This is a genomic window from Amycolatopsis sp. NPDC041971 (genome assembly GCF_055588925.1).
Genome location: NZ_JBVJCE010000001.1, coordinates 73486 through 96138, shown reverse-complemented (window position 1 = coordinate 96138; position 22653 = coordinate 73486). Strand labels below are relative to the sequence as shown.

Here is a 22653-nt window from a genome sequence, read left to right as displayed (position 1 = left end):
ATTCCATGTACAAGCTCCCCGATTTCCGCGATGACGACGGCATGGCGACCGTCGAATACGCCATCGCCACCTTGGCCGCCGCCGCGCTGGCCACCGTCCTCTATCTGGTCGTCAGCAGCGAGTCCGTCGTCGCCGGGCTCACCGGGCTCATCGAGCGGGCCTTGTCGGTGAAGTTCTGATGCCCGGCGGCGACCGCGGATCCGTCACGGTAGAGGCCGCGCTCGGTATCGGCGCGCTGACCTTCGTCTCGGCACTGCTGTTCGCCGGGATCGGGGTCGCCGCCGACCAGCTCCGCTGCACCGACGCGGCCCGCGAGGCGGCCCGGCTCCTCGCGCGCGGCCAGCCCGCCCGTGCCGAGCAGGCGGTGCGGGAGATCGCGCCGCCCGGCGCGCGGTTGGACGTCGTCCGCGAAGGCGACACCCTCTCCGCCGGTGTCGAAGCCGAACCGGTGGCCGGGCTCCTGCCGGGAATCCGGTTGAGCTCCCGCGCCTTCGCCGTCGCCGAGCCGGGGAGCGAGCCGTGACCGCGGACGATCGCGGCGTCGCCACCGCCTGGACCGCCTCGATCGTCGCCGTCCTGATCGGCGCGGCGGCGTTCGCCTTCTGGATCGGCGCCGCCGTCACGACCCGGCACCGTGCCGAGGCCGCCGCCGATCTGGCGGCGCTCGCGGCGGCCTCGCACGCGACGGACGGTCCCGGCGCGGCCTGCGAACGGGCGCGACAGGTCACCGTCCGGATGTCGGTCACGCTGCTGACCTGCCGGTGGGAGCGCGGCGACGCCCTGGTCGAGGTGCGATCGGAGCCGTTGGGACAGCTCGCGGCCATCGGACGGACGGAGGCACGGGCCAGGGCCGGTCCGGTCGACCGGCCGCCGTGACGGGCGTCGCACGATGAGCGGTCGCCGGGCGGTGACCGGCCGGTGGTACGCGTGAGTAACCGCTGGGCGCGAGCAGCGGTCGTTGACGCGCGGCGAGCGGTCGAAGCCATGATCAGCGCTCCGCCGAACGGTCGTCCGCCGGCCACCGTGAGCGCCGTCACAAGGGCGGGAAACCCAGGTCGGTTGCGACGAACGGCCCCAAAGCGGTCGGAGACGCCGGTTAACCGGCCGTCCGGGGTTCGGTCCGTCCGGTCGCACTACCGCGCGTTCATCGCTGCGTAACCGCCGGTTGTCGCCTGAGGTCTTCTCCCGATGTGCAACTTGCCGTTTATTGAGATGTGCGCCACTTCGAAAAGTTCGCCGGGGCCGGTGCGACAGAGACAGACACAGGACAGAGTTGACCTGAGGCAGGGAAAGTAATGTTGGACGCGAATTGGCCGGACAGCTGGCGGGGCGCCTTCCGCATCGAAATGCGGGCGGAGGCGATCGGTCTCGCCTGGCGTGGCTGGCCGGTGCTGCCGGGCGCGGCGCCCGCCGCGATCACCGCGGAAGGTGACGACCTCACCTGGCGGCGTCCTGTCCCGGCCCAGGCCGACTGGCGTGCACTGACCGAGTCTCACCCGCACGAGGTCGCCACCTGGTTCGGCGACGAAACACACAGCCTGCTCGTGGCCACCGGCACCGTGCTGGACGCCATCGAGGTCGACGACGAGCTCGGCAAGGCCGCGGCCCGCCTGCTGCGCGCCACCGGTCACCCGGCGCCGATCGTCGCGATGCCGAACGGCCGCTGGCTGTTCCTGACCACCGTCGCCGAGAGCATCCCGCGGGAGCTGGCCGACCAGGCTTCGATCCAGTGGCACGGCGCGAACGGCTACATCCCGCTGCCCCCGTCACCGTTCCAGCACGGTGTCGTGCACTGGCGGGTCAAGCCCGAGGTCTGGGGCTGGCAGCTGCCCGAGGCCGCCGAGGTGCACGGCGTGCTCGTTCGTGCGCTGGCCGGTGACAAGGCCGCCGCCTCCGTGGCGACCCTGAGCACCGCCGCCTGATCGACCCATAATTTCAAGCCAACAGGTGGCCGGACCGGGACCCGTGCTGACGCAACGCCCCGAGCACGGTGTCCAGAACGGCCACCGCCCCCGCCTTGTCCAGCGGATCGTTGCCGTTCCCGCACTTCGGCGACTGGACGCAGGACGGGCAGCCGGCCGGGCACTCGCAGGAAACGATCGCCTCCCGCGTTGCGGCCAGCCAAGGGACAATTGCGGCAAAACCGCGATCGGCGAATCCCGCACCCCCGGGATGGCCATCGTGCACGAACACCGTCGCCTCCCCGGTGTCTTCGTGCCACGCGGTCGACACCCCGCCGATGTCCCAGCGGTCGCACGTAGCGAACAGCGGTAGCAGGCCGATCGCCGCGTGCTCGGCGGCATGCAGGGCACCGGGGACGCGCGCCGAATCCAATCCGGCGCTCGTCCCCGGTGCTCCGCCAAGTTCCCCGGTCCCCACCCTGGAGCCTCCGGTCCCCACCGGCTCCAGCACCTCGGCCTCCGGCCGATGGCCCCCGGTCCCCGCCACGCCATCGGACAGACCGAGCAGCTCCGCCGAGATCGTGTACCAGACGGCGCGGGTGTGCAGGCTCTGCTCCGGCAGGTCGAGCGGAGTCTGATCCAGCACTTCCCCCGACGGACGCCTTCGCAGGTAGCCGACCACTTGCGAACTCACCGACACCTCGCCGAGGTTCACCGTGATCCCGCCGTGCGTCCGGGTCTCCTCGGTACGCAGCACGCTGATGTCGACGATCTCGCGCGGCGACGTGGTCCAGTCCGGATCCTCGGCGTGCACCAGGGCGAGCCCGGTCTCCAGATCCAGTTCGTCGACCACATAGGACGAACCCTGGTGCAGGTACACCGCGCCGGGATGCACCGCGTAGCAGGCGGAACCCGGGTCGACCGTACCCAGCATCCGGCCGGAATCGGCTTCCACCACCGCGATCTGCTCACCGCCGGAACCGCGGATGCCGACCTCGGAGTGCGGCCGGTCGCGCGAAGTCCAGTACCAGCCGCTCGTGCGGCGGCGGACGATCTTCTCCTCGACCAGATCGGCGAGCACGGCACGCGCCGCGTCACCGCCGAAGGCCGCGACCTCCGGTTCGGTCAGCGGGAGTTCGGCGATGGCGCAGGCCAGTTGCGGCCCCAGCACATACGGATTCGACGGGTCGAGAACGGCGGCCTCCACCGGCCGGTCCAGGATCGCGGCCGGATGGTGCACGAGATAGGTGTCCAGCGGATCGTCGCGGGCCACGAACACGACCAGTGCCGCGTCGCCCGCTCGCCCGGCCCGTCCCGCCTGCTGCCAGAACGACGCGAGCGTCCCCGGATAACCGGCCAGCACCACCGCGTCCAGGCCGGCGATGTCGACGCCGAGTTCGAGCGCGTTCGTCGTCGCGACACCGAGCAGCCGCCCGGAGAGCAACGCCGCTTCGAGGGCACGCCGCTCCTCCGGCAGGTACCCGGAGCGGTACGCGGCGACGGATTCCGCCAAGGCGCCGTCCACTTCGGACAAAATCCGCCGGGCGCCGAGCGCGGTCAGCTCCGCTCCTCTCCGCGACCGGACGAACGCCAGCGAGCGGGCGCCCTCGATGACCAGTTCGGCGAGGATCCGGGAAGCCTCGGCGCCCGCCGAGCGCCGCACCGGCGCTCCGTTCTCACCCGAGAGTTCCGACAGCAGCGGGGGTTCCCACAACGCGACCGTGCGGGCGCCGCGCGGTGAACCGTCCTCGGTGACCGGGACACAGTCCTGTCCGGAGAGTTTCGCGGCGAACGCCGCCGGATCCGCCGTGGTCGCCGACGCGAGGACGAAGACCGGCGAGGCGCCGTAGTACGCCGCGACCCTCCGCAGCCTGCGCAGCAGCAGCGCCACATGGGAACCGAAGACGCCGCGATAGCTGTGGCATTCGTCGACGACGACGAACGAGAGCCGCCGGAAGAACCGGGACCAGCGCGCGTGCGACGAGAGGATCCCGCGGTGCAGCATGTCCGGGTTCGTGAACACCCAGTTCGCGTGCGCGCGGACCCAGTCCCGCTCCTCCAGCGGGGTGTCGCCGTCGAACGATGCCGCCCGCGCTTTCTTGATGTCCAAAGAGGACACGGCGCGCAACTGGTCGGCGCCGAGCGCCTTGGTCGGGGACAGATACAGCGCCGAAGCGCGCTCGTCCTCGACCAGAGCCGAGAGCACCGGCAACTGGTACGCGAGCGACTTGCCCGAGGCGGTGCCGGTGGAGATCACGACATGCTTGCCTTCGCGGGCCAGCGTGGCGGCTTCCGCCTGATGCCGCCACGGCGCCTTGACGCCGTTCGCCCTCAGCGCCTCGACGACCGGAACCGCCGCCCACTCCGGCCAGTCCACCGGATCCGCCGGACGCGCCGGCAGTTCGGCCACATGGGTGACCGGGTACAGCGAAGCCGGGATTCCCGCCGTCGCGCGGTCGAGAAGCCGCCGCCCCTTACCGGATTCCGCCGTACCGTCCACCTTCGGAAGCTTCGCACAGCACACCGACAGAAACGGGCCGCCGCCGGACGGAACGGACGCCGAAAGGGGTCGCTGATGATCGATACAGTGACCAGCCTCACAAGATCACGGAACGTACGGTGCCGGGGACGCCTTGCCGTCCGCCATCCCACTACCAATACACTCCCGCAATCCACACCGTCTGTGGCGAGCGTCATGTGAGACGTGCCTTGCAGTGCGACTAGCGTGACGTTCGGCTCAGATCCCATGCCAACGCGCGAGCCGCCGGTTCCCTCGGCGGATCGTCGTTGGCCAACGGCGACGTCTCCAGGAGGACGAATGTCCCGGCAGTTCCTCGCGGAGGGCGAACTCACGCTCTCCGGAGGTGGTTACACCATCGTCGGTGTGATCGCCGTGGTCGCCCTTGCCGCACTGGTCATCGGCTACGTTCTGATGAAGGAGGTCTTGGCCGCGGGCCAGGGCACCTCCAAGATGCAGGACATCGCGAAGGCAGTGCAGGAAGGCGCGGCTGCCTATCTCAAACGGCAGCGCAACACTCTCGCGATCTTCGGTGCGATCGTTTTCGTGCTGCTCTTCGCTTTGCCGGCCGATGACTGGAACGAGAAGATCGGCCGGTCCCTCTTCTTCTTGGTCGGCGCTGGGTTCTCCTTCGCGATCGGCTATCTCGGCATGTGGCTGGCGACGCAGGCGAACCTGCGTGTCGCGGCGGCTTCGCGCGAGGCAGGCGGTCGCGAGAAGGCGATGCGCCTGGCCTTCCGCACCGGTGGCGTCGTCGGCATGATCACCGTCGGTCTCGGTCTCTTCGGTGCCGCGGTGGTCGTCCTCGTCTACACCGGACAGGCTCCGAAGGTGTTGGAGGGCTTCGGTTTCGGTGCCGCGCTGATCGCGATGTTCATGCGTGTCGGCGGCGGTATCTTCACGAAGGCCGCCGACGTCGGCGCGGACCTGGTCGGCAAGGTCGAGCAGGGCATCCCCGAGGACGACCCGCGCAACGCGGCCACCATCGCCGACAACGTCGGTGACAACGTGGGCGACTGCGCCGGGATGGCGGCGGACCTCTTCGAGTCGTACGCGGTCATGCTCGTGGCGGCACTGATCCTGGGCAGCACCGCCTTCGGCGTGCACGGCCTGATCTTCCCGCTCATCGTTCCCGCTATCGGCGTGATCACCGCGGTCATCGGTGTCTACATCACCAAGGCCAAGCCGGGTGAAGGCGGTCTGGTCACGATCAACCGCTCGTTCTACATCTCCGCGGGGATTTCCGCGGTGCTCTCGACGATCGCGGCGTTCGTCTACCTGCCCGGTTCGTTCTCCGAGCTGACCAGCGGTGCCACCAGCGAGCCCGGCAGCCCGGCGCTGATCGCGACCATCTCGGTGATCATCGGCATCGTGCTCGCGGCGGTCATCCTCAAGCTCACCGGCTACTACACCGGCACCGAGCACAAGCCGGTCAAGGAGGTCGGCAAGTCGTCGGAAACCGGTGCGGCGACGGTGATCCTGGCCGGTATCTCGGTCGGGTTCGAGTCCGCCGTGTACACCGCACTGGTGATCAGCGCGGCCGTCTTCGGCGCGTACCTGCTCGGTGGCGGCGTCGCACTGTTCGCCGTGGCGCTGGCCGGTACCGGTCTGCTCACCACCGTCGGCGTCATCGTCGCGATGGACACCTTCGGCCCGATTTCGGACAACGCGCAGGGCATCGCCGAGATGTCGGGCGACGTCGACGAAGACGCCGCGCAGATCCTCACCGAGCTCGACGCGGTCGGCAACACCACCAAGGCCATCACCAAGGGCATCGCGATCGCCACGGCGGTCCTCGCGGCGACGGCGCTGTTCGGGTCCTATCAGGACGCGATCAGCAAGGCGCTGAAGTCGATCCCGGAGGCGGCCGAGGCGAGCACGAGCGCGGTGAACTTCTTCGTGAACTCGGTGGTCAGCCCGAACACCCTGGTCGGCGTGATCGTCGGTGCCGCGGTCGTGTTCATGTTCTCCGGTCTCGCGGTCAACGCGGTGTCCCGGGCCGCCGGCGCGGTCGTCTACGAAGTGCGCCGCCAGTTCCGCGACATCCCGGGGATCATGGAGGGCACCACCCGCCCCGAGTACGGCCGGGTCGTCGACATCGTCACGCGCGATTCGCTGCGTGAGCTGACCACTCCCGGTCTGCTCGCGGTCTTCGCCCCGATCGCGGTCGGCTTCGGCCTCGGCACCGGCGCGCTCGCCGGTTACCTGGCCGGTGCGATCGCTTCCGGCACCCTGATGGCGATCTTCCTCGCCAACTCCGGTGGTGCCTGGGACAACGCGAAGAAGCTCGTGGAGGACGGAAGCCACGGCGGCAAGGGTTCGGACGCGCACGAGGCCACCATCATCGGTGACACCGTGGGTGACCCGTTCAAGGACACCGCCGGTCCGGCGATCAACCCGCTGATCAAGGTGATGAACCTGGTGTCGGTGCTGATCGCCCCGGCGGTCGTGCAGTTCTCGATCGGCGCGGACGCGAACGTCGCCGTCCGGGTCGGGATCTCGCTGGTCGCCGTCGCGATCATCGTCGCGGCGATCGTCGTCTCGAAGCGTCGGGAGTCGGTTCTTTCCGATAACCCCGCGCAAGCGAAGGCGTAACGTCGAAAGTTCTCCTCCGCCGGGCCCGCCACGATTTCCGTGGCGGGCCCGGCGTCGTTCCGGCGCAGGCTAACCTCTGCGCGTCACGCCGATCCGATCCGGGGGAGTCCCTGCCATGAGGCGTTCGATCGTCCTGTTCGCCGCCGTTCTCCTGCTGGCGGGCTGCGGTGGCGCCGAGCCGGCGGCCGCCCCTTCTCCTCCTTCTTCCGCTCCAGTGGCCGGGGGTTCGTGGATGGACGGTTTCTGCGGTTCGCTGATCGACTTCGCCAAGATCGGCGACTTCACGATGCCCGACTTCGAGCAGAACGACGTCGCCGGCGCACGGAAGGTGCTGGACGAGGCCTTCGGGGTGTTCGCGCCCGGTTTCGACAACGCGGTCACGGGCCTGCGGAAGCTCGGCCAGGCACCGAGCGCGGAAGCGGACGCGGCACGCAAGAGCATCGTCGACGCGTTGACGCCGGTCCGGGACGAGGTCCTCGCCGCGAAGGCCGCGCTGGACGCCGCGCCGAAGGACGACAAGAAGGCCGTGGCGGCCGCCGCGGCCGCGTTCCGGCGAATCGGCTCCGACATTAACGACATGCCCGACCCGTTCCAGCAGCTGGAAACGAACGCTTCGCTGAAAGCACTGGCCGCGCAGGCGCCGAACTGCGAGAAGTTGCCTTCCTGACCTTTTTTCCGTCACGTTGATTTGCATCGCCCATCGGTATCGGTACCGTCGGGGCCAATCGGGAAGTCGTCAGGTCGGGAGGTGTTTTCGTGCGGCCGCGGTTCACCGTCTTCGCCGCGCTAGCAACAGGTATCGGGCTCGGCCTCGCCGGGTGCGGGCAGCAGCCCGCGGTGACTTCCCACGCCAGACAAGAAGGTCTCGCGACGGTCAGCGCGTCGGAGGCCGACCCCGCTTCCGCTTGGGCGGAGGGATACTGCGGCGCGGCGGGCGGACTCGTCCGGACGCTGGCGACGTTGCCCAGCGTCGACCCGAGTTCGCCGCGGCAGGCTTCCCGTACCTCCAGCGAGCTGATGGTCTCGGTGGTCCGAGGGCTGGATCGCACCTCCGCCGCGCTCGAGAACCTCGGCCCGGCTCCGGTCGCCGGCGGCGACACTTCGCGAGCGGCCGCCGTCGCGCAGCTGGAAGGCATCCGCGCCCGCGCAGACGACGTCCGTCACCGTCTCGACTCCTCAACCGACCCCGAAGCGACGAAAACGGCGCTTCGTGACGCGAGGACGTCGCTCGACGAACTAGACCGCCTCGACCTTCTCAGAGGCCTTAACGACGTCCCTCAGCTCGCCGCGGCGAGCAGCCGGATCCCGATTTGCCAGGAATTGGTCAAACAATCTCGCTGAGTCACCACGTTGTCACTGGCCATGACTCGAACTTGTGTTCTATTCTGTGCGGGTGGACGGGACGATCTCGCTCTTCTCGGCGGAGGCGAGCGGGCCGGGGCTCGCCGACCTCGCCGGGGTGCTGTGCGGGCCCGGGCGGATGACGGGTTTCGGGCGGACGGCCGCGCGGCTGTCCGCCGTGGTCGACGAGCCGTGGCGGGCGGGTGCCCTCGCCAGGGAATGCCGTCGGCGCGGCGCCGAGGCGCAGGTCTCGGCCGCCGACTGCGGCCGTCCTCTGGTGAGAACGCCGTTCCGGGTCGACCTGCTGCCGCTGGAGCGGGGTTGGAACCGTGGTGAAGAGAAGGTCCTGCCGGAGGGTTTCCGGCTCGATGGGGCGATGCTGAGGATGTGGGCGCTGGCGGCGGGCAGCCCCCAGGGCAACGGGTACCTGCTCGCGCTCGACCCGGAGGCGCCGGAGACGCATGAGCGGCTGATCGCGGCGCTGGCCCAGCTGGGGGTACCGGTGAAGGCACAGCGTGGCGAAGAGGCTTTGTTGCGGGTCACCGGACGGCGGCGGCTCGCGCACGTGCTGGAGCTCATCGGGGACGCGCCCGCCGGGGCGGAGCCCGCTTGGCCGAGCCTGGTGCCCGTGGTTCGCGCCGGGTGATCCTCATGTGAACGCTATGAACGGTCCGTTACTTGCAAATTTTGCAAGTAACGGACCGTTCATAGCACTCGGTGAGAGGTAGGTCAGGGTTTCGGAGCCCGGCAGTCCGGGTTCGACAGGTCCAGTTCACTGTGGGAAAGACAGGAGGTCAGCTGATAGGTCTGCTCCCCGTAGTTGATGCCCTTCCGCACGGTCACGTTCCCGGCGGCGTCGACCTCGCACGGGTTGTTCATCGTGCACCGCTGACCGCTTTCGTTGCCGGTGTTGTTGACGCCGACGACCTTCCCGGTCGAGGTCTCGATGATCGGCGACCCCGAGGTCCCGCCGATCGTCTTGCACGCCGAGGTGTACCTGATCGAGTCCTTCCAGACCCAGTTCGCCTCGCGCAGTTCGTGGACGAAGCCGTCGATGTTGCAGGAGTAGATCTTCTTCCAATATCCCGACACCACGTCCATCGCGATGCCCGCCGCCGGACGGGTCGGCGAGAGGGTCAGCGGGGCGATACCGTAGGTCGCCTTGATCTTGGCGTAGCTGGTGTTGAGCTGGTAGAGCGAGACGTCGGTGTCGGTCATCGTCGCGTAGAGCAGCTTCTTCGCCTTGAGCGTGCCCAGCGACGAACGGCCGTCCTTGGACAGCAGGCTGAAGGTCCGTGACGACGGCTGATCGACGATTACTTCTCCGGGGTCAGGGAAACCCTCTTGCAGGCAATGCCCGTTGGAGAGGACGAGGGCGGGGTCGTCGAGGCTCGCCTCGGGCGGTTTGACCACCGACCCGGAGCAGTTCGACAGCGCCACGGTTCCGGCGAAAGTGGTCGTGGCTGCTTCCGCCTGTGCGGTCCCGACCAGCGCGGTCGCGGTCAGCATGGCGAACAGTGTGCCGAGGAGTCGTCGGGTCACGTGGAGTCCTTTCGGGTCGGCGTGGACATCAAGTGAAGCGTTGGCGGGTGAGGGCCACCACCGTCGAACGGAGGGTGTTCACCCCAGCACGCGGGCCCCCTGGCCGACGTGTCCGACATCACGTGCTAGGTGTTGAAAGGAAACATCGACGAGGTCAGCGGCGATGCGCTGGACACACGATCGGCGGCGTGTTGCACCACCTAGCCGTGGTCCGGGCGGTGCGAGCGTGCACACTGACGGGTCGAGAGGCGGCGCGAAGGCGCCGAAGATGAGCGGAGAGCAGGACAGCGTGGCAGGAGCACGGACGAAGAAGACCGCGGCGTCGGACGACGGCGCGGGCCGTCGTCGGCTGGTGATCGTCGAGTCGCCGACCAAGGCCCGCAAGATCGCCCCGTACCTCGGCGCGAACTACGTCGTGGAGTCCTCCGTCGGGCACATCCGTGACCTTCCCCGCGGCGCGGCCGACGTGCCCGCCCAGTACAAGGGCGAGTCATGGGCGCGGCTGGGGGTCGACGTCGACAACGATTTCAAGGCGCTCTACGTCGTCACGCCGGACAAGAAGTCCAAGGTCACCGAGCTGAAAAGCCTGCTGAAGGACGTCGACGAGCTCTACCTCGCGACGGACCCCGACCGCGAGGGCGAGGCCATCGCGTGGCATCTGCTGGAGACCCTCAAACCGAAGGTCCCGGTCCGCCGGATGGTCTTCCACGAGGTCACCGAGCAGGCGATCCGCGCCGCGGCCGACAGCACCCGTGAGCTCGACGGCGACCTCGTCGACGCGCAGGAGACCCGCCGCATCCTGGACCGGCTCTACGGCTACGAGGTCTCGCCCGTGCTGTGGAAGAAGGTCATGCCGAAGCTTTCGGCCGGCCGCGTGCAGTCCGTGGCGACCAGGATCGTGGTCGAGCGGGAACGTGAGCGCATGCGCTTCACCTCGGCTTCGTACTGGGACATCTCGGCGACGATGGATGCCGGCGCCGAGGCGTCGCCCCGGAACTTCCCGGCCAGGATGATCGCCGTCGACGGTGCGCGCCTGGCCACGGGCCGTGACTTCGGCTCGGACGGGCAGCTCAAAGCTTCGAACAACGAGATCCGCGTGCTGGCCGAGGCCGACGCGGTCCGGCTGGCCGAGGCGCTGAAGAACCGTGACTTCAAGGTCGCGAGCGTCGAGGAGAAGCCGTACACGCGGAAGCCGTACGCGCCCTTCATGACCTCGACCCTGCAGCAGGAGGCGGGCCGCAAGCTGCGGTTCACCTCCGAGCGCACCATGCGGATCGCGCAGAAGCTGTACGAGAACGGGTACATCACTTATATGCGTACCGACTCCACGACGCTGTCGGAGTCGGCGATCTCGGCGGCGCGCAGCCAGGCGACGCAGCTGTACGGCAAGGAGTACGTCTCGCCGTCGCCGCGCCAGTACACCCGCAAGGTGAAGAACGCGCAGGAAGCCCACGAGGCGATCCGTCCCTCGGGCGAGGTCTTCCGCACGCCGGGCCAGGTCGCGAAGGATCTGGACACCGACGAGTACCGCCTTTACGAGATGATCTGGCAGCGCACGATCGCGTCGCAGATGGCGGACGCGAAGGGCACCACGATGTCGGTGCGCATCGTCGGCACCGCCACCAGCGGCGAAGAGGTCACGTTCGCCTCGTCGGGCCGCACGATCACCTTCGCCGGGTTCCTCAAGGCGTACGTCGAGGCCGTCGACACCGAGAGCGGTGGCGAGGCGGACGACAAGCAGAGCCGGCTGCCGCGGCTGGTCAAGGACCAGCCGCTGACCGCGACCGACCTGAGCCCGGACGGGCACACCACGTCGCCGCCGGCGCGCTACTCGGAGCCGAGCCTGGTCAGCAAGCTCGAAGAGCTGGGCATCGGCCGCCCGTCGACGTACGCGTCGATCATCAAGACCATCCAGGACCGCGGCTACGTGTGGAAGAAGGGTTCCGCGCTGGTGCCCTCCTGGGTCGCGTTCGCCGTGATCGGCCTGATGGAGCGGCATTTCGAGCGGCTGGTCGACTACGACTTCACCGCCGGCATGGAGGACGAACTCGACCGCATCGCCGCCGGTGACGAGCATCGGACGCAGTGGCTGTCGAAGTTCTACTTCGGCGGCGACATGGGTGTCGACGGTTCGGTCGGCCGACTGGGTGGCCTGAAAAAATTGGTCGGCTCCGGCGTCGAGGACATCGACGCCCGCGAGATCAACTCGATCCCGCTGTTCAGCGACGCCGACGGCCACACCGTCGTCGTGCGCGTCGGCCGCTACGGCCCGTATCTCGAGCGTGAGGTCGACGGGACGTCGCAGCGGGCGAACCTGCCCGAGGACCTGCCGCCGGACGAGCTGACCCAGGACATCGCGGAGAAGCTCTTCGCGACGCCGCAGGAAGGCCGCGTGCTCGGCACGGACCCGGTCAGCGGACACGAGATCGTGGCGAAGGAAGGCCGCTTCGGCCCGTACGTCACCGAGCTCCTGCCCGAGCCCGAGCCGCTGCCCGAAGGCGCGACAGCCGCGCAGAAGAAGGCCGCGAAGGCGAAGCAGCCGAAGCCGCGGACGGGTTCGCTGTTCAAGTCGATGTCGATCGAGACGATGACCCTCGAAGACGCGCTCAAGCTGCTCTCGCTGCCGCGCGTGGTCGGCAAGGACCCGGAATCCGGCGACGAGATCACCGCACAGAACGGGCGCTACGGGCCGTATCTGAAGAAGGGCACGGACTCGCGTTCGCTCACGACCGAAGACCAGCTGTTCTCGATCACGCTCGAAGAGGCGCTGAAGATCTACTCGGAGCCGAAGCAGCGTGGCCGGTCCGCGACCGCGAAGCCGCCGCTCAAGGAACTGGGCGACGACCCGGTATCCGGTAAGCCGATGGTGGTCAAGGACGGCCGCTTCGGTCCGTACGTGACCGACGGCGAGTACAACGCGACGCTGCGGAAGTCGGACAGCATCGAGGAGCTGACCGCCGAGCGCGGCGCCGAACTGCTGGCGGAGAAGCGCGCGAAGGGCCCCGCGCCCAAGCGCAAGGCTCCGGCGCGGAAGCCGGCGGCGTCGAAGACGGCGGCCACCAAGACGACAGCTGCCAAGAAGACCACCGCGACCAAGTCGACGGCGGCGAAGGCGACCACGGCGAAGAAACCTTCGACGCGCTCGACGGCCACGAAGACGAAGTAGGTCCCTCGGCTTCTTCGAGTGTCATGAAAGGGTCGTTCAGGACATTTTTCGTCTTGAACGACCCTTTTGACATCCGGGGCCGGTCAGAGCGAAGGACGGTCGGCAGGAAGGCACGGGATCACTGCCTTCGGGTCGCGAGATCGAAGAGGGACACCAGTTCGGCCGAGTAAGTGGTGAGATCCAGCTTCAGCGCCCCGGCGAGGAGGAACACCGGACCCGCCGCAGACCGCCGGATGGTCGTCGCCAACACGCGGACGTGAGCTTCCGGAACCCGCCTCCAGCGCCGCCCGCTCGCTGGGTCGTAGCCGAGAGCGCCGCCGAGGAAGATGTTCGGCAACGCCCGCATCCGGGTCCGCCGCGCGACGGCGAACGCGAGGTTCGCCTCCGGACAGGTACGCGGACCGCGGTCGCGACCGGCGGATCGGCCAGCGCCGGATACCGCTCACCGACCGCTCGCCGACCGACCTCACCCGTTCGAACAAAAGTTCTAAAAATTGTCGGTACCAGGGTGTTCAATGGTCGGGTGAGCACTTCAACGACCGCTGTCTTCGACGTCATCGACGAGGTCATCGCCCCGCTGGCCGCCGAGGTTCCGGAGCGTCCCTCGGTGATGGAGTTCTACGATCCGGAGCTTGCCGTGCCGCCGGTGCTGGCCGACGAGGAGCCGACTCCAGGGCTCACCCTGGCCGAGGAGGTGGAGCAGTACACCCGGTTCGTGAGCGGGATGGCGACCATCGGGCTGGCCCCCGGCGGTGAGGTCACGCCCGAGGCCGTCGGGCTGTACCGAGCGCTGCGCGGCGGGTTCATCCGCGGCGTGGTGACCGGGGTGTTCCCGTCCCGCGCGGAGCCGTGGGAGGTCCGGTTCTTCGGCGACGAGGACTACACCACGGTGCTGAACAAGCTCGGCAGGCGAGCGCGGCTGCGGTCCGGTTTCCTCAGCGCGCTGCCGGGCTGGGTGTTCGACGGGCTGCCCGACCATCCGCCGGGCACCGGCGAGACCGTCCGCATCGAAACGGACGCGGGCGGGTTGATCCCGCTGCGGGCCCGCGAGGCCGTCGAGGTGATTCGTGAAGGTGCTTCGCGGCCGCGGTACGGCACGGTCCTCGTCGATCTCGCGGTGCGGAACTCCATCCTCGCCGAGTATCCGCACGGCGCCTTCGGCCTGGTGGACAACGACCTCGGCCGATACCAGTTCAGCGCGGCGATGGGCGGCGACGGCCGCTGGACGCTCACCTGGGGCCCGGCCAGCCGGTCGACGGCCGAGCAATGGATCGTGAAGGCGGTGCAGAACCATGCGTGAACCGGCTGAACCGACAACGGTGCGGGAACTGATGAAGCGTGCCGCCGAGCCGGTGCGGCGCGCGGTGCCCGAGCGCCGGAGCGTGTACCTGGGCTACGACCCGGAGATCACCGACGACGAGATCCGCCGCCTGTGCCCGTCCTACGACGAGCCTGCGGATCTCGTCACCCAGGCCGAGCGGTACGCGGCCAAGGCGGCGATGCTCGAAGAGGCCGGGCTGTTGGAGAACGGCGAGATCCATCCGGCCGCGGCCCAGATGCACGGCGTGATGCTGCGGGGTTCGGTGCGAGGCGTCCTCACCGGCGTTTTCGCGTCCGCGCCCCGCGCGGTGCGGGTCGATTGCTACGGCGACGGGCATCAGGCGGTCGTCTGGCGGATGCGGTCGGGGCGGCGGACCACGTTCAGCCTGAGCGATTTCGGCGAGCTGGGAGCCCGGGTGTTCGGCGGGCTCCCGCACGTCCCCGCCGGCGAGACCGAGCTGATGCGCATCAGGATCGACGGGCACGGCGTGCCGCTGCCCGGCCAGGACGAAGAGGTCGGCCTGGTCGGAGACACGCTGAACCGGCCGCGGACCGGGACGGCGATCCTCGATCTGGTCGCCTTCGGCGGGCTGAACGCCGAGTACCCGGACTACGGATTCGTGATCATCGACAACGATCTGGGGAGGTTCGTGTTGTACGCCGCCCCTTCCGAAGGGTGGCTGATGTTCGGTGGAATGGACCGCCGGGCACTGGCGGGCTGGCTGCACGAGGCGGTGGACTTGAGCCGGACGTAGCCGTGGACGAGGGGGCGGGCATGGACCTGGATCGGCGGGCGGCCGACGCGTGGTTCCGGCGGCGAGGGCTGCCGATGGTCATCCACCGGCGAAGGCGTGGGGCGGGCATGTTGCGTCGTTCGACGCCCGGACTGGTGTTCCTGAGCCTGCTCGACCTACTGCTGGCCGGGCTGCTGAAGCTGCTCGACGTCCCCGAGGACGTGCTCACGGCCCGGATGCGCGAGAGCGGTCTCGCGTACGTCCTCGGCGTGCTGGCGCTGACGTTCGCCGTGGTCGTCGTGCCGGTGATCGCCGGTCGCGTGATGGCGAAGCTGCTCCGGGCATTGCAACGCGCCCGGGTCCGGCTGGCCGTCATGGCGGCGACGATCGGCTTCTGGCTGCTCGTGCTGCCGTTCGGCGAACGGCTCACCGGGCTGGTGTCGTGGGAGCATCCGCTCTGGGCGGCCGTCCTGACCAACCTCGTCGCGCTGGCCGTGCTGATGCTGCTGGTCCGGATCGGGGTCGGTTCGATCCTGACCTGGGCGGCGCGGAGCGCGGTCGCGCAGGTCAGAGCCATCGGCACGCTGGCGTCGCGGGCGTTGCCGCTGCTTCTGCTGGTGGTGATGTTCAGTTTCTTCACCGCCGAGCTGTGGCAGGCCGTGGAACGGCTGACCCCCGGCCGGTTGTGGCTGGTGGTCGGTTTCCTCGTGCTGATCGGCGCGGTGTTCCTCGCGTCGATGCTGTCCGACGAGATCAAGGAGCTCAAGTCCTGGACCGCGGGACCCGGGGCGCCCGTCCTGCGCGGCACGCCGTTCGACGACGACACACCCCCGCCCGACAGGCGCGCGCTGACGAAGATCGAGCGCTTGAACATCGCCTTGGTGCTGTTCTTCGCCCAAGCGGTGCAGATCGTGGCGTTCGGGGTGCTGGTGTTCTCGTTCTTCGTCGTGTTCGGGGTGCTGATCCTCCGGCCGGAGGTCGTGACCGAGTTCGCCGGCCGCGAATCGGCGCCCGGCACCCTCCTGGGTGTCCCTCTTCCGGTGAGTTCCGCGCTCGTCAACGTCTCCGTCTTTCTCGCCGTTTTCTCAGGTCTGTATTTCGCCGCATCAACCGCGACAGATGCCCGGTACCGGCGTTCTTTCTTCGAACCGTTGTTGGAGGATGTGAAGATCAGCCTCGCGGCGCGTGACATTTATCTGGCCCATTGGGCGGATGTGCGACGAGCCGAGGTGGTTACCCTGGAAGCAGAGGACATTCCGTAGTGAGGTGGTCACCATGAGCGGGAAGGGCGGAACTCCCTTCTTCGATGCCCCCGACTTCGTGAAAGGCGATGGCACTCAGGCAGATCCTCCGGGCGACACGTTCGCCGACCCCCTGTCCGGGCTGGTCACGACCGGTACCGCGGCCCAAGCGAATCCGTCGGTCGGGGCCGACGACGTCCACGTGCAGGTGCCGGGACCGGTCCAGCACGACCCCGAAGTGGTGAGCAGGATGGTCAACGCGGCCATGCTCGCGGATGAGCAGCCCGCCGGAAGCCCCGGCCCCGAACACACCGCCGTCCGGCCGCCCACCGAGATCGTCAGCACGGTCGGTGAGCAGGGCGTTGCGCCGATCGGGATCCTGCCCCAACAGCGAACCTGGCCGTCGAGGCCGTCTCAGCTGATCCGTCCACCTCGCCGCTTCAAACAGGAAGAGCCGGTCGAGGTCGACGAAGAGGCCGAGGTCCGAGTACGGCGTGCCAAGCGTTCCATGCAGATGCCGAGGCTCGGCAAGCCGTCGTCCAACACCGCCGGTGTGATGATCGCGATCGCCCTCATGATCCTCTTCGCGATCCTCGCCATTCAGCTGCTGGCCAGCTTGTTCAACAGCATCGCGGGGATCTTCGGGTAACCCGTCCGGCGCTTGCGCCGGACGGGGCCGTCCGTACGGACCTCACCCATCGGGATACCCTGGCCATACGGTCGGGAGATCCGGCGTTGACCCGGGTCGCACCCTGGCGCCGCGTGACTAGTGGGGTGGGCGTATCAGCGAGGGCGTGCAGTCGGTGCCCGAAGCGGGCACTGGTTCTTCGGGGCGTGACGCTTCCACGATGCACCGTGTGCGGCGGGTGCTGGCGATCAAGCCGTTCCGCCGGATCTGGGGTGTCTCGTACCTGTGCAGCGTCGCGGACTGGCTGAATCTGCTGACGCTGACCGGCCTGGTCACCAAGCTGACCGACAACTACGCCGCGCAGAACTTCGCGTTCGTCGGTGTCGTGCTGACGTCGCTGCTGCCGGGGCTGCTGTTCGCCCCGATCGGCGGGCTGCTCGCCGACCGTTTCGACCGGCGCAAGGTGATGGTGCTCTGCGACCTCGGCCGGTGCGGATTCCTGCTGTCGATCGCGTTCGTCGGCACGCCTTGGTGGGTGTTCGTCGGCAACTTCCTGGTCGGCTGCTGCGCGATGATGTGGATCCCGTCGAAGGACGCGGCGGTACCGAACCTGCTGCGCCGTCCGGACCAGGTCGAGACGGCCAACCAGCTCGGCATGGTGATGACCTACGGCCTCGCGGTGATCACCGCGGCCGGGGCGAACGCCGTGCTCACCGGTAGCAACACCACGTTTCACTTCTTCGAGGGCGACGCCCAGCTCGGCATCGCGAAGGTCGCCGTCGTCATCACCGGCCTGCTGTACCTGACCAGCGCGATCGTGATCGCCACCCGGATCCCCGAGCTCTCGCTGCGCAATGTCCACGAGGTCGAGAAACCCGAGGTCGAGGCCGCGGACGAGGAGAAATTCGGCTTCCGCCAGATGATCGCCGACGGCGCCCGGTTCGTGCGGACGACGCCGTTGGTACGCGGGTTGATGATCGGCGCTTTCGGCGCCTTCGCCGCCGGTGGAGCGGTGATCGGTTCGGCCAAGCCGTACTCCTCCAGCCTGCTTGCCGGTGACGCCGCGTTCAACCTCCTCGTGCTCGCCGTCTTCCTCGGGCTCGCCACCGGGATGGCGGTGGCCCCGAAACTCGCTCGGCGGCTCGCGCACGACCGGCTGTTCGGGATCTCGATCGTCGCCGCGGGTCTGTGTCTCATCGTCGTCGCGCTGTCGCCGCATCTCGCTGTTTCGCTGGTCGCTGTCGCCGCCGTCGGGGTGTGGGCCGGGACGGCGTTCCTGACCGGTGTGACCATCATCGGTTCGCGGATCGAGGACTCGATCCGCGGCCGGATCAACGCGATCTACCAGTCGCTGATGAAGATCGTGCTGTTCGGCTCGACGGTGCTGGTGCCGGTGCTGATCAGCCTGGTCCAGCCGACCGCGATCTCCGTGTGGGGCAGCACGATCACGATCGACGGCACGCGGCCGGTGATGATCGGCGGCGGTGTCCTCGCGCTGCTCGCCGGCATCTTCGCCTACCGGCAGATGGACGACCGGCGGGCCGAGCCGATCCTCGCCGACCTCCGCAACGCTCTGCGCCGCAGCCCGCGCCGGGTGAACGGGCTGCTGATCGCGCTCGAGGGAACGCGGGCGATCAACACCGAAATGCAGGCCGAGCGGCTGGCCGAATGGCTGCGCGGAGGTACGCGTCCGGTCGTTCTGGCCGCCGATCCGGCGCTGGACGACCAACGGCTCGCGAAGCTCGTCTCCGGTGCTTCGCTGTCCGGCGCGCGGGCGCAGGCGCTGGCCGCCGCCGCGGTGCGGGCGGACATCGTCGAACGGGACATCCAGCCCGCGCTCGACGCCGGTTCGGTCGTGGTGATGGAACGGTTCGTGGACTCGCCGCTGGCGCATTTGTCCGCGGTCGCCGGGCTGGACAGCCAGGAACTCGAGGGCCTCGCCGACTGGGCGACCGGCCGGCTGCGGCCGGACATCACGGTCCTGCTCGACGCCGATCCCGGCACGATGATGCGGAAGTCCGAATCGCTGGACGCGCAGTGGCGGGTGCAGCACCTGCTCACGGAAATGGCCGCCGCCGACCCGGACCGGTACGTCGTGGTCGACGCGGAGGGCACCGAGGACGAGGTGAGTGACCGCGTGCGGACCGCGATCCGGGCGGTGCTCGTCGGCAGGCTCGCCGGACTCGCGCCGGCGGAGGAAAAGGTCGAGGTGAGATGACGGAAGCCCCTGCGCTGATCGGTGTCTGGAAGCAGCTCGTCGGCCAGGAGCCCGCCGCGCGCACGCTTTCTTCGGCGTCGATGGCGGCCGCGCGGATCGTCGAGAACCAGCCTGTCGCGCCCGGCGCGATGACCCACGCCTGGCTGGTCACCGGTCCGCCCGGTTCGGGGCGCTCGACCGCCGCGAGGGTTTTCGCGGCGGCGCTGGAGTGCAGCACCGGCACCGGATGCGGTGAATGCCCTGGTTGCCGCACCGTGCTCGCCGGAACGCACGCGGACGTCAAACTCGTCGCACCCGAAGGCCTCTCGATCTCCGTCGCCGAAATGCGCTCGCTGGTCCAGACCGCCGCTCGCCGCCCGACCACCGGGAGGTGGCAGGTGGTGATCATCGAAGACGCCGACAGGCTGACCGAAGGCGCGTCGAACGCGTTGTTGAAGGCCGTCGAGGAACCGCCGGACCGCACGGTTTTCCTGCTGTGCGCACCCTCCGATCACCCGGATGACGTGTCGGTGACGATCCGCTCGCGGTGCCGCCTGGTCACGCTGCGGACGCCGCCGGCCGAGGCGATCGCGCAGGTGCTGATCGAGCGCGACGGTATCGATCCCGAGCGTGCGCGGTGGGCCGCGTCCGTCTCGAGTGGACATGTCGGCCGCGCGCGCCGGCTCGCCACCGATGAGGCCGCCCGGCAGCGACGGGCGACGGTGCTGCGGATCCCGCTCGGTCTCCGCCGTCCGTCCGATGTGTTCACCTGCGCCGATCAGCTGATCAGCGCGGCCGAGGCCGACGCGGGCGAAGAGAGCAAGGTCCGCGACGAGTCCGAGCGTTCCGAACTCCGCACCGCGATGGGTGGTGACGGCATCGGGAAGGGCGTCGGCGGGGCGAAACGAGCCGCCGAAGCCGCTGTGAAGCAGCTCGAAAAGCGCCAGAAGTCACGCGCGACCCGGACGCAGCGGGACACCCTCGATCTCGCGCTGGTGGACCTGGCCGCGTTCTACCGGGACGTGCTCGTGACCGCGAGCGGCGCGGGCGCGACGCTGAACCACCCCGACCACGCCTCGGAAATCGCGCAGGCCGCTTCCGCCTGGGCGCCGGACTCGATCCTGCGGCGCCTCGAAGCCGTCCTGGAATGCCGCGAGGCCATCGATCTGAACGTGAAACCACGAATCGCCGTCGAAGCCATGGTCACCACCCTGCGCCAGGGCTGACGCCTCGCTCTGCTGATGCCCTCACCCCAACCCCCGCCCTCACCCCAACCCCCACCCTTCCCGGGGGGCGACCCCGAGTCCAGTTTACCGGGGGTGGAGGGGGAAAAGGGCAGGTAGCGGGAGTTGTCCACAGGTGGGGATGGTTGTGGACAAGTGCTGTGGGTAAGTGAAGGGGCTTCGGGTTCGGGGCGAGTGCCGTGAGGTCCCGAATGTGGCATTGGGGACATCGTGGGCGGATGAGGAAGTGAGCGTAGGCGGGGAAGCGGCGAAGGTGCCGAAGTCGCGAACGCAGTGAAGTGGGCGAAGGTAGCGAAGCGGCGAAGGTAGCCGAAGAGGAGGCCGCGAAGGATATGGATTTCAGGTCATCCAACGCACCAAAATCCACACAGTCACCGGGACGCGAAAGGGGCCTTCACCGCATCGAAGCGGCGAAGGCCCCTGACTATCGAAAGGCGACTAAGAGAGAGGCACGAACGGACCTCTTACGCGGGGACAAGGCGTGAAAGGAACGTTCGGCACCCTCCTCGCCCGTCTAGTCCCGCGAGCGCGGCCGCGGCGACGGCTTGAACTCCGGCGAGTCGTCCGAGACGGGAACCACCGCGAGACGGCGGCGTCCCGGCATGGCGGCCACGAGGACGACGCCGATCAACAGCATCGCGGTACCCGACCAGAACATCGGCACCGTGTCGTAGGCCGCGCTGGTGTAGGCCAGGTTCTTGACCGGTCCCTTCGGCGCCGCGCCGCCGTTGTTACCGGCAGGGGGTGTCTGAGCCGTGCCGCATTCGACACCGCCGGCCGGCGCGTACGCGCGGGCGATCTGCTCACCGAGTGAGACCTGGGCCAGCGACGAAGGCAGTTTCTTCGCTGCGTCCGGCGGGAGCGCCTTCTGCAGCGCCGTTGTCGGCAGGATCTGCAGGTCCAGCAGCCGTGCCGAGGCGCCCATCTGGAAGCCCTTGAACGGTGAGGTCATGTCGCTCGACTTCTGGTTCAGCCCGGCGATCGACAGCTTCAGCACCCCGAGGTCGAGGGTGAGCCCGTTCCCGGCCTCGCCGCCCGGAAGCTGCTTGGTGGCACCGTCCACCATCTCGGCGAGCCCGCCGACGACCGGCACGTTCTTCAGCTGCTCGAAGCCGGGGACCTGCTTGAGCGACGGCAGCGGGATGCCGATCGGGATGTCCTTGGTCGGGTTGTTCGCGTCGAGGGTGAACAGCACCTTGTCGCCGCGGACGATCTGCAGCACCGGCGCGGTGTATTCGACCTTCGACGTCTTCTTGTCGCCGGTCGAGGTGACCCGCAGTGTCGGCTGGCTGGCGACCTTGATCGTCAGGCCGAGCGGCGTGCCCTTGAGCAGTTCGATGTTGGCCGCCTGCAGGGTCGACGTCGATTCGACGGCCTTGTTCTTCGTGCCGGGGATGTCGACCAGCCGGACGACCGAACGCGACGACAGCGTGTTCGGCAGGCTCAGCACGGCGCCTTTGCCGTCGGCGCCGGCGCTGGTGCCCGAAAGCAGACCGCCCAGGCTCGCCAGCGGGCCGGGAAGCGCCTTGAGACCGGCTGTGAGCTGCTCCGAAGCCTGGGTGAGCTGGTCGGCCCCCGGGATGTTCGGGATGGTCGGCAGCAGCGCGAGATTCGCGATCGACGTGCTCGAGTCGGCGATCGTGCCGACGCACGGGCCGAGCGTCGGGCTCCAGCGCGCGTGCGCCTCGCCGTTGAGCAGGCCCAGGTTGAACAGCGGGTTCTTCGGCGCGTTGAGGCCGCCGCTGATCGGCTTCGGGTTGTCCGGCATCGCCGTCTGCACGAGGCTGCCCGGCGTCTGCGGCGCGTTGCCGGCGGCGGACAGGCCGAACGGCGACGACTGCGCGATCGACTTTTCGTAGCTCAGGTAGGCCTCGGAGTTGGCCTGTGCGCTGGAAAGCCCCATCCCGGCCTCGAGAGCGGACTGCTTCGGCAGCATCTCGCCCGCTCCGGGAAGGATGGCGCTCGCCGGCACCGCGTTCGGCAGCAGCCGCAGCACGCCGAGGGCCGCTCCCGCGTCACCGACGGCCTTGCCCAGCGGCTGCGGCCCGATCGGCGCCGACATCGGCGGCTGTCCCGGATTCGCCGGATCGGGGATCGGCGTGGTGGGAATCGTCTGGGCGGTCGCCGGGGCCGCGGTCAGCAGAAGCAGGGCCGCGGCGGCCGGAAGCGCCAGCACACGGGGCAGTCGTTGCCGCATGAACAGGTCCTCCAGTGGGGGTGGGCCGA

At 68.9% G+C, this 22653-nt stretch carries 19 protein-coding genes; 15 read left to right on the top strand and 4 right to left on the bottom strand.

Features of this window, described 5'->3' with window-relative positions; translation table 11 throughout:
- Nucleotides 1-5: 5 nt before the first annotated feature.
- The 4 genes from ACZ6DT_RS00455 (at nt 6) to ACZ6DT_RS00440 (ending at nt 1922) form a co-directional block, all read left to right on the top strand.
- Nucleotides 6-179: a DUF4244 domain-containing protein gene (locus ACZ6DT_RS00455; RefSeq protein WP_465586543.1), complete on the top strand. Its 174-nt coding sequence runs from the start codon at nt 6-8 to the stop codon at nt 177-179.
- Nucleotides 179-523 (top strand): TadE family type IV pilus minor pilin, encoded by a 345-nt coding sequence (locus ACZ6DT_RS00450; protein WP_465586540.1) that lies wholly within the window; start codon nt 179-181, stop codon nt 521-523. The genes ACZ6DT_RS00455 and ACZ6DT_RS00450 overlap by 1 nt, the downstream gene beginning before the upstream one ends.
- On the top strand, nt 520-876 hold the full coding sequence (locus ACZ6DT_RS00445; RefSeq protein ID WP_465586537.1) for an Rv3654c family TadE-like protein: 357 nt from the start codon (nt 520-522) through the stop codon (nt 874-876). The genes ACZ6DT_RS00450 and ACZ6DT_RS00445 overlap by 4 nt, the downstream gene beginning before the upstream one ends.
- Before the next feature lie 419 nt (nt 877-1295).
- Nucleotides 1296-1922 (top strand): bifunctional DNA primase/polymerase, encoded by a 627-nt coding sequence (locus ACZ6DT_RS00440; RefSeq protein ID WP_465586534.1) that lies wholly within the window; start codon nt 1296-1298, stop codon nt 1920-1922.
- Nucleotides 1923-1935: 13 nt separating this feature from the next.
- On the opposite strand, the gene ACZ6DT_RS00435 is transcribed toward ACZ6DT_RS00440, so the two are convergent.
- Complete coding sequence (locus tag ACZ6DT_RS00435; protein ID WP_465586531.1) at nt 1936-4401, bottom strand: DEAD/DEAH box helicase; 2466 nt, start codon at nt 4399-4401, stop codon at nt 1936-1938.
- Between the two features lie 318 nt (nt 4402-4719).
- On the opposite strand from ACZ6DT_RS00435, the gene ACZ6DT_RS00430 reads away from it, so the two are divergent.
- From ACZ6DT_RS00430 to ACZ6DT_RS00415, 4 genes are all read left to right on the top strand, one after another.
- Entirely contained in the window at nt 4720-7014 is a 2295-nt protein-coding gene (locus tag ACZ6DT_RS00430) for a sodium-translocating pyrophosphatase (RefSeq protein ID WP_465586529.1), read from the top strand.
- A gap of 115 nt (nt 7015-7129) precedes the next feature.
- Entirely contained in the window at nt 7130-7681 is a 552-nt protein-coding gene (locus ACZ6DT_RS00425; RefSeq protein ID WP_465586526.1) for a hypothetical protein, read from the top strand.
- A gap of 89 nt (nt 7682-7770) precedes the next feature.
- Nucleotides 7771-8355, top strand: coding sequence for a hypothetical protein (locus tag ACZ6DT_RS00420; RefSeq protein ID WP_465586523.1), 585 nt, complete (start codon nt 7771-7773; stop codon nt 8353-8355).
- Between the two features lie 34 nt (nt 8356-8389).
- Nucleotides 8390-9001 (top strand): hypothetical protein, encoded by a 612-nt coding sequence (locus ACZ6DT_RS00415; protein ID WP_465586521.1) that lies wholly within the window; start codon nt 8390-8392, stop codon nt 8999-9001.
- 83 nt (nt 9002-9084) lie between these two features.
- Here ACZ6DT_RS00415 and ACZ6DT_RS00410 read toward each other — a convergent pair whose 3' ends face one another.
- Nucleotides 9085-9897, bottom strand: coding sequence for a S1 family peptidase (locus tag ACZ6DT_RS00410; RefSeq protein WP_465586519.1), 813 nt, complete (start codon nt 9895-9897; stop codon nt 9085-9087).
- A 268-nt stretch (nt 9898-10165) separates the two neighbouring features.
- On the opposite strand from ACZ6DT_RS00410, the gene topA reads away from it, so the two are divergent.
- Nucleotides 10166-13063, top strand: coding sequence for a type I DNA topoisomerase (topA, locus tag ACZ6DT_RS00405; protein WP_465586517.1), 2898 nt, complete (start codon nt 10166-10168; stop codon nt 13061-13063).
- Between the two features lie 118 nt (nt 13064-13181).
- Here topA and ACZ6DT_RS00400 read toward each other — a convergent pair whose 3' ends face one another.
- On the bottom strand, nt 13182-13409 hold the full coding sequence (locus tag ACZ6DT_RS00400) for a hypothetical protein (protein WP_465586515.1): 228 nt from the start codon (nt 13407-13409) through the stop codon (nt 13182-13184).
- A 162-nt stretch (nt 13410-13571) separates the two neighbouring features.
- Here ACZ6DT_RS00400 and ACZ6DT_RS00395 point away from each other — a divergent pair, with 162 nt between their 5' ends.
- The 6 genes from ACZ6DT_RS00395 (at nt 13572) to ACZ6DT_RS00370 (ending at nt 20409) form a co-directional block, all read left to right on the top strand.
- Entirely contained in the window at nt 13572-14363 is a 792-nt protein-coding gene (locus ACZ6DT_RS00395; RefSeq protein ID WP_465586513.1) for an ESX secretion-associated protein EspG, read from the top strand.
- A complete protein-coding gene (locus ACZ6DT_RS00390; RefSeq protein ID WP_465586511.1) occupies nt 14356-15138 on the top strand; it encodes an ESX secretion-associated protein EspG in 783 nt (260 codons plus the stop codon). Before ACZ6DT_RS00395 ends, ACZ6DT_RS00390 begins: the two co-directional genes overlap by 8 nt.
- A 20-nt stretch (nt 15139-15158) precedes the next feature.
- Complete coding sequence (locus ACZ6DT_RS00385; protein ID WP_465586508.1) at nt 15159-16379, top strand: hypothetical protein; 1221 nt, start codon at nt 15159-15161, stop codon at nt 16377-16379.
- A gap of 13 nt (nt 16380-16392) precedes the next feature.
- Nucleotides 16393-17007 carry a hypothetical protein gene (locus ACZ6DT_RS00380; RefSeq protein ID WP_465586506.1) on the top strand — a complete coding sequence of 205 codons (615 nt, stop codon included), beginning with the start codon at nt 16393-16395 and terminating at the stop codon, nt 17005-17007.
- 145 nt (nt 17008-17152) lie between these two features.
- Complete coding sequence (locus tag ACZ6DT_RS00375) at nt 17153-19204, top strand: bifunctional MFS transporter/dTMP kinase (protein WP_465586504.1); 2052 nt, start codon at nt 17153-17155, stop codon at nt 19202-19204.
- A complete protein-coding gene (locus tag ACZ6DT_RS00370) occupies nt 19201-20409 on the top strand; it encodes a DNA polymerase III subunit delta' (RefSeq protein WP_465586501.1) in 1209 nt (402 codons plus the stop codon). Before ACZ6DT_RS00375 ends, ACZ6DT_RS00370 begins: the two co-directional genes overlap by 4 nt.
- Before the next feature lie 532 nt (nt 20410-20941).
- Here ACZ6DT_RS00370 and ACZ6DT_RS00365 read toward each other — a convergent pair.
- A complete protein-coding gene (locus ACZ6DT_RS00365) occupies nt 20942-22624 on the bottom strand; it encodes a hypothetical protein (protein ID WP_465586499.1) in 1683 nt (560 codons plus the stop codon).
- Between the last annotated feature and the right edge of the window lie 29 nt (nt 22625-22653).